Here is an 11,548-nt window from a genome sequence, read left to right on the forward strand (position 1 = left end):
GTTCGAGGCCATCGGCGGCATGGAAGCCGAAAACCAGATCCATATCGACCAGACCATGATCGAGCTTGACGGCACGCCCAACAAGAGCCGGCTTGGCGCCAACGCCATTCTCGGTGTGTCGCTGGCGGTGGCCAAGGCCGCCGCCGATGCCGCCGGCCTGCCGCTGTACCGTTATGTCGGTGGCACCAAGGCGCATCTCCTGCCGGTACCGATGATGAACATCATCAATGGCGGCGCGCATGCCGACAACCCGATCGACTTCCAGGAATTCATGATCCTGCCGATCGGCGCGCCGACGCTGCGCGAAGGTGTCCGCTGGGGTTCGGAAATCTTCCATACGCTGCGCAAGAAACTGAAGGACGCGGGCCACAACACCAATGTCGGCGACGAGGGCGGCTTTGCCCCGAACCTGAAAAGCGCCCCTGTGGCGCTCGATTTCATCATGGAATCGATCGAGCAGGCCGGCTTCAAGCCGGGCGACGAGATCGCGCTGGGCCTCGATTGCGCCGCGACCGAGTTCTTCAAGGACGGCAACTACGTCTATGAGGGCGAGAAGAAGACGCGCGATCCCAAGGCCCAGGCCAAATACCTGGCCAAGCTTGCCGCCGACTATCCGATCATCTCGATCGAGGACGGCTTGGCCGAGGACGACTGGGAAGGCTGGAAGTACCTGACCGACCTGATCGGCAAGAAGACGCAGCTGGTCGGCGACGACCTGTTCGTCACCAATACGGCGCGGCTGCGCGACGGCATCCGCATGGGCGTTGCCAATTCGATCCTCGTCAAGGTCAACCAGATCGGCTCGCTGACGGAAACGCTCGACGCCGTAGAGACCGCGCACAAGGCCGGCTACACTGCCGTCATGTCGCACCGCTCGGGCGAAACCGAGGATTCGACCATCGCCGATCTCGCGGTTGCCACCAATTGCGGACAGATCAAGACAGGGTCGCTGTCGCGCTCCGACCGCATGGCCAAGTACAACCAGCTGATCCGCATCGAGGAAGAACTCGGCAAGCAGGCAAGCTATGCCGGCAAGTCGGTGGTCAAGGGCTGATCCGGAAACACCGGCTCATCGATACCGGACAAAAGGGCGGGAGCATTCCCGCCCTTTTTTGTTTCGACGCCGCCCAACAGGTCACCCGTAACCGTCCGTTAAGCACAATCGGGCGAAAAAGATCGTGAGCCGCCTGAGTTCGCGGCCTAGAGCCGGATGATTTCAGGTCTGTTCGACCTGAAATCTGAATCCGACTCTAAATCAAAGAGATAGAGCATCGTCCGAAAACCGCTTCACACTTTTCGGCGTCATGCTCTAGAGGAATCGGGCGATGTGGACGCGTCAGCACAAGCAGAGAAACACCGGCCGGCTGATCATTCCCTCGCTTTGCGTGGCGTTCCTGGCCTATTTCGGCTTTCACGCCTATCACGGCGAATTCGGCATCTACTCGAAATATCAGCTGGAAGCCCAGACAGTTGCGCTGCAAGGCCAGCTCGATGCGATCAAGGCGCGCCGCATGGAACTTGAGCGCCGCGTTCGGCTGATGCATGAAGGCACGCTTGAGAAGGACATGCTCGATGAGCAGGCACGCAGGGCGCTCAATCTGTCCCAGGCCGACGAAATCACCATTATGTTGCCGACCTCGGCGAAATAACTGACTTCAAGTTAATCATCAATATTTTCAATGATTTTAATCGCTTAGGCGCATGCCAGCTATGCAAATTCGGCATGGCGCAACGCTTTGACGCGTGTTAGCCTCCCTAAAATCGGTGGGGAGGAGCTGATCTCCCCAGAGCAGATTTCATCCTGCTCTAATGTCCACAAAGAGACGCCAACAGGGAGTGATGCATGGCCACCGCCGCCAGAAAAGCGCCTGCCAAATCCAAATCCGACGGCAAATCGGGGCTTTCCGCCCCCAAGCCTGCCGAATTCACCAAGGACGAAGAGCTTGCCGCCTACCGGCACATGCTGCTCATCCGTCGTTTCGAGGAAAAGGCCGGCCAGCTTTACGGCATGGGTTTCATCGGCGGCTTCTGCCACCTCTATATCGGCCAGGAAGCGGTCGTCACCGGCATGAAGATGGCACTGATCGATGGCGATCAGATGATCACCGCCTATCGCGACCACGGCCACATGCTGGCGATGGAACTGTCGCCGCGCGGCGTCATGGCCGAGTTGACCGGGCGTCGGGGCGGCCTGTCCCGGGGCAAGGGCGGCTCCATGCACATGTTCTCCAAGGAAAAGCACTTTTACGGCGGCCACGGCATCGTCGGCGCGCAGGTGTCGCTCGGCACGGGCTTGGCCTTCGCCAACCGCTACCGCGACAACAACAATGTTTCGCTGACCTATTTCGGCGATGGCGCGGCCAACCAGGGCCAGGTCTATGAAAGCTTCAACATGGCCTCGCTGTGGAAGCTGCCGGTGATCTACATCATCGAGAACAACCGCTATGCCATGGGCACCTCGGTGTCGCGCTCTTCGGCGGAAACCAATTTTTCGCACCGTGGCGCCTCGTTCAAGATTCCCGGCATCCAGGTCGACGGCATGGATGTCCGCGCCGTCAAGGCCGCCGGCGACCAGGCGACCGAATGGTGCCGCGCCGGCAACGGGCCGATCATTCTCGAAATGCAGACCTACCGCTATCGCGGTCACTCGATGTCCGACCCGGCCAAATACCGCTCGAAGGAAGAAGTGCAGAAGATGCGCTCGGACCATGACCCGATCGAGCAGGTCAAGGCACGGCTGATGGAAAAGAAGTGGGCGACCGAGGACGAGCTCAAGACCATCGACAAGGAGGTCCGCGACATTGTCGCGGATGCCGCCGAATTTGCCCAGAACGACGCGGAGCCGGATCCGTCCGAGCTCTGGACCGATATCGTATTGTAACGGGAGGGCAAGGACATGCCGATCGAAATTCTCATGCCCGCTCTCTCGCCGACCATGGAAGAGGGCAATCTTTCGAAGTGGTTGAAGAACGAGGGCGACAAAGTCGTCGCCGGCGACGTCATCGCCGAGATCGAGACCGACAAGGCGACGATGGAAGTCGAAGCCGTTGACGAAGGCACGCTGGGCAAGATCCTGATCGCCGCCGGTACCGAAGGCGTCAAGGTCAACACACCGATCGCCGTGCTGCTACAGGACGGCGAAAGTGCCGGGGATATCGGCAAGGCCGCGGCGCCCGCCAAGGCGGAAGCGCCTGCAAAGGCAGAGGCTCCGGCGGCGGCAGAGGATAAGGCGGAGGCCGCAAAGCCGGCTGCGCCGGTGGCTGCTGCTCCGAAGTCGGAAATCGCCGCCGATCCGGACATTCCGGCCGGCACGGAAATGGTCTCGACCACGGTGCGCGAAGCGCTGCGCGATGCGATGGCCGAGGAAATGCGCCGCGACGGCGATGTCTTCGTCATGGGCGAGGAGGTTGCCGAATACCAGGGCGCCTACAAGATCACGCAAGGCCTGCTGCAGGAATTCGGGCCGCGGCGCGTCGTCGACACGCCGATCACCGAGCATGGCTTTGCCGGCGTTGGCGTGGGTGCGGCGATGGCCGGCCTGAAGCCGATCGTCGAGTTCATGACCTTCAACTTCGCCATGCAGGCGATCGACCAGATCATCAACTCGGCCGCCAAGACGCTCTATATGTCGGGCGGCCAGATGGGCGCGCCGATCGTGTTCCGTGGACCGAACGGCGCCGCCGCACGCGTCGCCGCTCAGCACTCGCAGTGCTATGCCGCCTGGTACAGCCACATTCCGGGCCTGAAAGTGGTGATGCCCTACACCGCCGCTGACGCCAAGGGCTTGTTGAAGGCAGCGATCCGCGATCCGAACCCGATCATCTTCCTCGAGAATGAAATCCTCTACGGTCAGTCCTTCGACGTGCCGAAGCTGGACGATTTCGTGCTGCCGATCGGCAAGGCGCGCATCCATAAATCAGGCAAGGATGTCACCATCGTCTCCTTCGGCATCGGCATGACCTATGCGGTCAAGGCTGAAGCGGAACTGCGTGGCCTTGGCATCGATGCCGAGATCATCGACTTGCGCACGATCCGGCCGCTCGATCTCGACACCATCATCGCCTCGGTCAAGAAGACCAACCGCCTGGTGGTGGTGGAGGAAGGTTATCCGCAGAACTCGGTCGGCGACCATATCGCCAACCAGGTGTCGCAGCGCGCCTTCGATTTTCTTGACGCGCCGGTCATCACCATCGCCGGCAAGGATGTGCCGATGCCTTATGCGGCGAACCTCGAGAAGCTGGCGTTGCCGAATGTCGGCGAAGTCATCGAGGCGGTCAAAGCCGTCACGTATCGCTGAACCGGGCGGGAGGACAAAATGCCAATCAACATCACCATGCCGGCCCTGTCGCCCACGATGGAAGAGGGCAATCTGTCCAAGTGGTTCGTCAAGGAAGGCGACAAGGTTTCGCCGGGCGATGTGATTGCCGAGATCGAGACCGACAAGGCGACGATGGAAGTCGAGGCTGTCGATGAGGGCACGGTTGCCAAGCTCGTCGTTCCCGCCGGCACCGAAGGCGTCAAGGTCAATGCGCTGATCGCCGTGCTCGCCGGAGAGGGCGAGGATGCGGGCGCTGCCGCGAAAAGCGGCGATGCTGCCGCACCAGCCAAAGCCGAGACGCCGAAAGCGGAGGCTCCCAAGGCTGACGCACCGAAGGCTGAGACACCCAAGGCCGAACCGGTCGCCACCGCATCCAAGGCAGATGCGGCTCCGGTTGCCAACGGCCATGCGGCTGGCGAGCGCACCTTCGCGTCGCCGCTTGCGCGCCGCATCGCGAAGGAGGCCGGTGTCGATGTGTCTGCCGTGACTGGCACCGGCCCACATGGCCGGGTGGTGAAGGCGGATGTCGACGCGGCGATTGCCGGTGGCGGTGCCCAGGCGGCGCCTGCCGCCAAGGCTCCTGCTGGCGCTCCTGCGCCTGCGGTAAAGGCGATGTCGGATGATCAGGTCCTGCGTCTGTTCGAACAGGGCTCCTACGACCTCGTCCCGCATGACAATATGCGCAAGACCATTGCGCGGCGCCTGGTCGAGGCCAAGACCACCATCCCGCATTTCTACCTGACGCTCGACTGCGAGCTCGATGCGCTGCTGGCGCTGCGCACGCAGATCAATGCGGCTGCCCCGGTGAAGAAGACTGACAAGGGCGAGGCGCCGGCCTACAAGCTGTCGGTCAACGACATGGTCGTCAAAGCGATGGCCATGGCGCTGAAGGCGGTGCCGGATGCCAATGCCTCATGGACCGAAAGCGCCATGGTCAAGCACAAGCATGCCGATGTCGGCGTTGCCGTGTCGATCCCGGGCGGGCTGATCACGCCGATTATCCGCAAGGCCGACGAAAAGACGCTGTCCACCATTTCCAACGAGATGAAGGACCTGGCCAGCCGGGCGCGCAGCCGCAAGCTGAAGCCGGAAGAGTATCAGGGCGGCACCACGGCGGTGTCCAACCTCGGCATGTTCGGCATCAAGGACTTTGCCGCGGTCATCAACCCGCCGCATGCGACCATCCTGGCGGTTGGCGCCGGCGAGGAGCGGGCGGTGGTCAAGAACGGCGAGATCAAGATCGCCACGGTGATGTCGGTGACGCTGTCGACCGATCACCGCGCCGTCGACGGTGCGCTGGGTGCCGAACTGCTGGTCGCCTTCAAGCGGCTGATCGAGAACCCGATGGGCATGCTGGTCTAAGACGGAGAGGGCGGTGCGGATCTTCTTCACCTCCCTCATGGCGTTTTTCCTGTCAGGATTGGCAGGCGGCCTGGTTGCTCAACAGCTGGCGGTCGCAACCCATGCGCAGGAAGAATACATTCTGGTGTTCATGACGTCGGTGCTTGTCACCATTGCTACGACGGTCATGTTTTTCATCGCGCAGCTTTTTTCGAACGCACCGACGATCATCAATTGGCTGGGCCTCTGCGCAATTGTCCTATTCGTGCTGATCGGGCTTGGCCTGATCGGTTGGACGTTCTCTCAGCCGGTCGATAAGCGTCAGTGGGGAGGTGACCTGCCGATCGTCGCCGGCCTGGTTTTGCCGAACCTGGCCACTGTGCTGGTTCACTGGCTGTTCGTGCGCTGGCGGTTGAGGCGCGGTTTGATCAAGTTACAGGTGGGCGCATGAAGACGGTTCTTTGTTACGGCGACTCGCTGACCTGGGGCTACAATGCCGAAGGTGGCCGCCACGCACTGGAAGACCGCTGGCCGAGCGTGCTGCAGGCAGCGTTAGGCGCCGGCGTGCAAGTGATTGCCGATGGCCTCAACGGCCGCACCACAGCCTTCGACGACCATCTGGCCGGTGCGGACCGCAACGGTGCAAAACTGCTGCCAACCGTCCTGACGACCCATGCTCCGATCGACCTGATTGTCATCATGCTCGGCGCCAACGACATGAAGCCATGGATTCACGGCAATCCCGTCGCGGCCAAGCAGGGCATCCAGCGGCTGATCGACATCGTGCGCGGTCACGACTATCCGTTCGACTGGCCGGCGCCGCAGATCCTGATCGTTTCGCCGCCTGTCGTCAGTCGCACCGAAAATGCTGACTTCAAGGAAATGTTTGCCGGCGGCGACGACGCCTCGAAGTTTTTGGCACCGCAATATGCCGCGCTCGCCGATGAGGCCGGCTGCGGCTTCTTCGACGCCGGCAGCGTGGCGCAAACCACACCGCTTGATGGCGTCCACCTCGATGCCGAAAACACGCGAAACATCGGCGAGGCGCTGGCACCGGTGGTGCGCGTCATGCTCGAATTGTGAAGGAGAAAACCCGTGGCTGAGAACTACGACGTCATCATCATCGGCTCCGGCCCTGGCGGCTATGTCACCGCGGTGCGTGCCGCGCAACTCGGCTTCAAGACGGCGATCGTGGAGCGCGAGCATCTCGGCGGCATTTGCCTCAACTGGGGCTGCATCCCGACCAAGGCGCTGCTGCGCTCGGCCGAGATCATGCACTATTCGGATCATTTGAAGGACTATGGGCTGAAGCTCGACGGCAAGGTCAGCGTCGACACGTCGGCGGTCGTCGATCGCTCCCGCAAGGTTTCGCTGCGCCTCAATGGCGGCGTCGGCTTCCTGATGAAGAAGAACAAGGTCGACGTCATCTGGGGCGAGGCCAAGCTTTCGAAGCCGGGCGAGATCGTCGTCTCCAAGACGGCCAAGAAGCCGATGGAGCCGCAGCCGCCGGTGCCGAAAGGCGTCAAGGGCGAGGGCACCTACACCGCCAAGCACATCATCCTGGCGACCGGCGCGCGGCCACGCGCGCTGCCCGGCATCGAGCCTGACGGCAGACTGATCTGGACCTATTTCGAGGCCATGGTGCCGAAGGAGATGCCGAAGTCGCTGCTGGTCATGGGATCGGGCGCCATCGGCATCGAATTCGCCTCCTTCTACCGCACCATGGGCGCCGAAGTAACGGTGGTCGAACTGCTGCCGGCAGTGATGCCGGTCGAGGACGCCGAAGTCTCGAAATTCGCGCAGAAGCAGTTTGAGAAGCAAGGCATGAAGATCATCCTCGAAGCCAAGGTGACCAAGGTCGAGAAGGGTCCCAATTCGGTCACGGCGCATGTCGAGATGAAGGACGGCAAGGTTGAGAAGATCACCGCCGATCGGATGATCTCGGCCGTCGGCGTCCAGGGCAACATCGAGGGCCTCGGGCTTGAGGCGCTAGGCGTGAAGACCGAGCGCGGCTGCATCGTCATCGACGGCTACGGCAAGACCAATGTGCCGGGCATCTACGCCATCGGCGATGTCGCCGGCCCGCCGATGCTTGCCCACAAGGCCGAGCATGAAGGCGTGGTGTGCATCGAGAAGATCGCTGATTTTCCTGGCGTGCATGCCACCGACAAGCTGAAGATTCCGGGCTGCACCTACTGCAATCCGCAGGTCGCCTCGGTTGGCCTGACGGAAGCCAAGGCCAAGGCCGAGGGCAAGGACATCCGGGTCGGGCGCTTCCAGTTCGCCGCCAATGGCAAGGCCATTGCGCTCGGCGAGGATCAGGGTTTCATCAAGACCATCTTCGACAAGAAGACCGGTCAATTGCTCGGCGCCCACATGGTCGGTGCCGAAGTGACCGAACTGATCCAGGGCTTTGTCGTGGCGATGAACCTGGAGACGACCGAGGAAGAGCTGATGCACACCATCTTCCCGCACCCGACGCTGTCGGAGATGATGAAGGAAAGCGTGCTCGACGCCTATGGCCGCGCGCTCAACGCCTGATAGATTGAAAGCGCTGCTACAGATGGAACCCGGCGGCAAGGTACTTCGTTTGCGGATGCGTTTTCACGCATCACACAAGGAGAAGGCATATGCACCTGAATGGCGTCGGCTGGATAGCAGCCATCATCATCGGCGGTCTGGCAGGCTGGTTCGCCGAAATGTTCATGAAGAGCGACACCGGCATCTTCATGAACATCGTTATGGGCATCGTCGGCGCGGTCGTGCTGAACGCCATTCTGCAGGCTCTCAATTTTGGCCCGTTCGGCGTCGGCTGGATTGCCTATCTGATCACCGGCTTTATCGGTGCCTGCCTGCTGATCTGGGCGGGGCGTCTGGTGCGCCGTTAGCATCACTGAAAAGCTGCCATGCGAAAAAGGCTGTTGCGGCATGCGCCGCGGCGGCCTTTTTCTTTGCGTTGAAAAGTCCTAGATGACGTTATGACAGCGAACGCCTGACTGGCGTCGCGAATGAACCAGGTTTCCCGATGGTCACTGTCCTCGATACGATCGCCAACGCCCCGCGCTTGCGGCATCCGGAAAAGGCGCACAAGCCTGACCAGGACGTGCTGCGCAAGCCCGACTGGATCCGCGTCAAGGCGCCGATGTCGAAGGGCTATGCCGAAACGCGCGAAATCGTCAAATCGCACAAGCTGGTGACGGTCTGCGAAGAGGCCGGCTGCCCCAACATCGGCGAATGCTGGGAAAAGAAGCACGCCACCTTCATGATCATGGGCGAGATCTGCACCCGCGCCTGCGCCTTCTGCAACGTCGCCACAGGCATTCCGACAGCACTTGACCCCGATGAGCCGGCCCGCGTCGCGCATGCGGTCAAGCAGATGGGCCTTACCCATGTTGTCATCACCTCGGTCGACCGCGACGATCTCGCCGATGGCGGTGCGCAGCATTTCGCCGAAGTCATTCGCGCCATCCGGGCGGCAACGCCGCTGACGACGATCGAAATCCTGACGCCTGACTTCCTGCGCAAGGACGGCGCGCTGGAGGTCGTCGTGGCCGCCAAGCCCGACGTCTTCAACCACAATCTCGAAACCGTACCGTCGAACTATCTGACGGTTCGTCCGGGCGCCCGCTATTTCCATTCGATCCGGCTGTTGCAGCGGGTCAAGGAGCTTGATCCGTCGATCTTCACCAAGTCCGGCATCATGGTGGGGCTGGGCGAAGAACGGAATGAAATCCTGCAGCTGATGGACGATCTGCGGTCCGCCAATGTCGACTTCATGACCATCGGCCAGTACCTGCAGCCGTCGAAGAAGCACCATCCGGTGATCCGCTTCGTCACTCCGGAGGAGTTTAAATCTTTCGAGACGATCGGCCGGACCAAGGGTTTCCTGCTGGTGGCGTCCAGCCCGCTGACGCGTTCGTCGCATCACGCCGGCGACGATTTCGCCAAGCTGCGTGCGGCACGGGAAGCGATTCTCAAGAAAACAGCTTAACCCGCTGGTTTCATGCCAAAATTCGAAGCCACCCGACGCGTATCCCATACACCCGAGCAGATGTTCGCGCTGGTCGCCGATGTTGAATCCTATCCGCAATTCCTGCCGCTTTGCGAAGCGCTGACGGTTCGCTCGCGCAAGGAGCGTGACGGGCGCACGGTTCTGCTTGCCGACATGAGCATCGGCTACAAGGCGATCCGCGAAACCTTCACGACGCAGGTGCTGCTGAAGCCCGCCGAGAACACCATCGACGTGAAGTACATCGACGGGCCGTTCAAATATTTGAGCAACGTCTGGCGTTTCGAAGCGGACGGCGCCGGGTGCACCGTCCGCTTCTTCATCGACTACGAGTTCAAGAGCCGTATTCTGGGCGCGGTCATGGGGACCATGTTCGATCGCGCCTTCCGCATGTTCGCCGAAGCCTTTGAGAAGCGCGCCGACGTCATCTACGGTGCAGCACCCCCGGTCCAGGGTTAGCCGAGTGCTTGCAGGCCCAACTCCAGCGCTTGCCGGACCGTTTCGCGACGAATGAAATCGCGGCCTTTGTCTGCAAAGAGCTGGTGCTCGGCGACAATCGGTCGGCCGTCCAGCGCAACCCCGAACCAGACCAGGCCGACCGGTTTTTCCGCCGAACCGCCGCCAGGCCCAGCGATCCCGGTGACCGCCAGGGTCAGCCCGGCGCGCGAACGGGCAAGCGCGCCTGCCGCCATTTCAATCGCAGTCTCGCGCGAAACCGCGCCATGCGCCCCGAGCGTGGCGGCGGAAACACCGAGCATGTCCATCTTGGCTTCGTTGGAATAGGTGATGAAGCCGCGATCCATCACGGCGGACGAGCCGGCGATGTCGGTCAACGCGGCGATGATCATGCCGCCGGTGCAGCTTTCCGCCGTTGCCAGCATGATGCTGCGTCTCTGGCAGGCTTGCAGCAGGGCATTTGCCAGCTCGTTGTGGGTCATTCCGGCACCTCGCCGGGAAACACCACGCTGGCGGTGGCGATCGCCGCAATGCCTTCCTCGCGCCCGACAAAGCCGAGCTTCTCATTGGTTGTGGCCTTGATCGAGATGCGATCCGGCGTAATTGCCAGCATCTGCGAAAGGGCTGCGGTCATGGCCTCGCGATGCGGGCCGACGCGCGGCGCTTCGCAGATCAGCGTGATGTCGGCATTGGCGATGCGGCCGCCGCGCGCGCGCACCAGTTTCGCCGCATGCTCGACGAATATGCGCGACGCAGCGCCTTTCCACTGCGGGTCGGACGGCGGGAAATGCGTGCCGATGTCGCCGGCGCCGCAAGTCGCCAGCAGCGCATCGGTCAAGGCGTGCAGACCGACATCGGCGTCGGAATGGCCGGACAGCTTCTTGTCGTGCGCTATGGCGACGCCACACAAAGTGACATGGTCTCCCGGTTCGAAGGCGTGGACGTCGTAGCCATTGCCGGTACGGATGTCGGGAAAGCGCACGCGTTCGCCGGAAAGCCGCTGGTCCGCCATCGAAATATCCCGTGCCCAGGTGAGTTTGACATTGTCCGGCGAGCCCGGAACGAGCTTGACCGGAATATGCGCCCATTCGGCGATCGCGGCATCGTCGGTAAAATCCATTTTTCCCAGATGATGGGCTTTCTCGTGCGCGGCAAGAATGGGCCAGAACGGAAAGCCTTGTGGCGTTTGCGCCGCGTGAAGCCCGCTGCGCGATACGGTTTCGCCAACCACGCCGGAGGCCGATTCGCGCTTCAGCGTGTCGGCGACGGGCAAAGCGGGCAACGCGCCTTCGCGCTCGCCGATGGCGGCGATGGTGCGATCTATCAGGTCCGCATCGACAAACGGGCGGACGGCGTCGTGGATCAGAACCTGCGCCGGCGCGTGGCCTCTAAGGGCAAGCAGGCCGAGCCGGACGGATTCCTGC

Annotated in this window: 13 protein-coding genes; 11 read left to right on the top strand and 2 right to left on the bottom strand. The window is 62.0% G+C overall.

The genetic code is table 11. The annotated features are described in order from the left end of the window. From eno to EOD15_RS18400, 11 genes are all read left to right on the top strand, one after another. Nucleotides 1-1,054, top strand: a 1,054-nt coding sequence (eno, locus tag EOD15_RS18350; protein WP_127408710.1) for a phosphopyruvate hydratase, incomplete at its 5' end; no start/stop codon positions are given. Between the two features lie 271 nt (nucleotides 1,055-1,325). Then, on the top strand, nucleotides 1,326-1,649 hold the full coding sequence (locus EOD15_RS18355; RefSeq protein WP_127323087.1) for a septum formation initiator family protein: 324 nt from the start codon (nucleotides 1,326-1,328) through the stop codon (nucleotides 1,647-1,649). Between the two features lie 194 nt (nucleotides 1,650-1,843). After that, nucleotides 1,844-2,881, top strand: a complete 1,038-nt coding sequence (gene pdhA / locus EOD15_RS18360) for a pyruvate dehydrogenase (acetyl-transferring) E1 component subunit alpha (protein WP_127272717.1) — start codon at nucleotides 1,844-1,846, stop codon at nucleotides 2,879-2,881. A 15-nt stretch (nucleotides 2,882-2,896) separates the two neighbouring features. After that, a complete protein-coding gene (locus EOD15_RS18365; protein WP_127271464.1) occupies nucleotides 2,897-4,297 on the top strand; it encodes a pyruvate dehydrogenase complex E1 component subunit beta in 1,401 nt (466 codons plus the stop codon). An 18-nt stretch (nucleotides 4,298-4,315) separates the two neighbouring features. Next, nucleotides 4,316-5,680: a pyruvate dehydrogenase complex dihydrolipoamide acetyltransferase gene (locus EOD15_RS18370; RefSeq protein WP_127408711.1), complete on the top strand. Its 1,365-nt coding sequence runs from the start codon at nucleotides 4,316-4,318 to the stop codon at nucleotides 5,678-5,680. A 13-nt stretch (nucleotides 5,681-5,693) separates the two neighbouring features. Beyond that, nucleotides 5,694-6,110, top strand: coding sequence for a hypothetical protein (locus EOD15_RS18375; RefSeq protein ID WP_127323214.1), 417 nt, complete (start codon nucleotides 5,694-5,696; stop codon nucleotides 6,108-6,110). Next, entirely contained in the window at nucleotides 6,107-6,742 is a 636-nt protein-coding gene (locus EOD15_RS18380) for an SGNH/GDSL hydrolase family protein (RefSeq protein ID WP_127380378.1), read from the top strand. The genes EOD15_RS18375 and EOD15_RS18380 overlap by 4 nt, the downstream gene beginning before the upstream one ends. A 12-nt stretch (nucleotides 6,743-6,754) precedes the next feature. Next, nucleotides 6,755-8,200, top strand: coding sequence for a dihydrolipoyl dehydrogenase (lpdA, locus tag EOD15_RS18385; protein WP_127322933.1), 1,446 nt, complete (start codon nucleotides 6,755-6,757; stop codon nucleotides 8,198-8,200). 89 nt (nucleotides 8,201-8,289) lie between these two features. Beyond that, nucleotides 8,290-8,547 (top strand): GlsB/YeaQ/YmgE family stress response membrane protein, encoded by a 258-nt coding sequence (locus EOD15_RS18390; RefSeq protein WP_127322932.1) that lies wholly within the window; start codon nucleotides 8,290-8,292, stop codon nucleotides 8,545-8,547. A gap of 137 nt (nucleotides 8,548-8,684) precedes the next feature. Next, nucleotides 8,685-9,650 (top strand): lipoyl synthase, encoded by a 966-nt coding sequence (gene lipA, locus EOD15_RS18395; RefSeq protein WP_127408712.1) that lies wholly within the window; start codon nucleotides 8,685-8,687, stop codon nucleotides 9,648-9,650. Between the two features lie 12 nt (nucleotides 9,651-9,662). Further along, the gene (locus EOD15_RS18400; RefSeq protein WP_127408713.1) at nucleotides 9,663-10,127 is read left to right on the top strand and encodes a type II toxin-antitoxin system RatA family toxin; all 465 of its coding nucleotides are present in this window, start codon (nucleotides 9,663-9,665) and stop codon (nucleotides 10,125-10,127) included. Here EOD15_RS18400 and EOD15_RS18405 read toward each other — a convergent pair. Continuing rightward, nucleotides 10,124-10,606, bottom strand: coding sequence for a CinA family protein (locus EOD15_RS18405; protein WP_127408714.1), 483 nt, complete (start codon nucleotides 10,604-10,606; stop codon nucleotides 10,124-10,126). The genes EOD15_RS18400 and EOD15_RS18405 overlap by 4 nt on opposite strands. Beyond that, nucleotides 10,603-11,548, bottom strand: a 946-nt coding sequence (locus EOD15_RS18410) for a bifunctional 2-C-methyl-D-erythritol 4-phosphate cytidylyltransferase/2-C-methyl-D-erythritol 2,4-cyclodiphosphate synthase (RefSeq protein ID WP_127408715.1), incomplete at its 5' end; no start/stop codon positions are given. The genes EOD15_RS18405 and EOD15_RS18410, both read right to left, overlap by 4 nt.

Source organism: Mesorhizobium sp. M7A.T.Ca.US.000.02.2.1, assembly GCF_003996995.1.
Classification (GTDB): domain Bacteria; phylum Pseudomonadota; class Alphaproteobacteria; order Rhizobiales; family Rhizobiaceae; genus Mesorhizobium.

What these genes read in the sequence shown, in the direction of transcription:
- EOD15_RS18355 (WP_127323087.1), top strand. Translation starts at nt 1,326, where the DNA reads ATGTGGACGCGTCAGCACAAGCAGAGAAACACCGGCCGGCTGATCATT.
- pdhA (WP_127272717.1), top strand. Translation starts at nt 1,844, where the DNA reads ATGGCCACCGCCGCCAGAAAAGCGCCTGCCAAATCCAAATCCGACGGC.
- EOD15_RS18365 (WP_127271464.1), top strand. Translation starts at nt 2,897, where the DNA reads ATGCCGATCGAAATTCTCATGCCCGCTCTCTCGCCGACCATGGAAGAG.
- EOD15_RS18370 (WP_127408711.1), top strand. Translation starts at nt 4,316, where the DNA reads ATGCCAATCAACATCACCATGCCGGCCCTGTCGCCCACGATGGAAGAG.
- EOD15_RS18380 (WP_127380378.1), top strand. Translation starts at nt 6,107, where the DNA reads ATGAAGACGGTTCTTTGTTACGGCGACTCGCTGACCTGGGGCTACAAT.
- EOD15_RS18390 (WP_127322932.1), top strand. Translation starts at nt 8,290, where the DNA reads ATGCACCTGAATGGCGTCGGCTGGATAGCAGCCATCATCATCGGCGGT.
- lipA (WP_127408712.1), top strand. Translation starts at nt 8,685, where the DNA reads ATGGTCACTGTCCTCGATACGATCGCCAACGCCCCGCGCTTGCGGCAT.
- EOD15_RS18400 (WP_127408713.1), top strand. Translation starts at nt 9,663, where the DNA reads ATGCCAAAATTCGAAGCCACCCGACGCGTATCCCATACACCCGAGCAG.
- EOD15_RS18405 (WP_127408714.1), bottom strand. Translation starts at nt 10,606, where the DNA reads ATGACCCACAACGAGCTGGCAAATGCCCTGCTGCAAGCCTGCCAGAGA.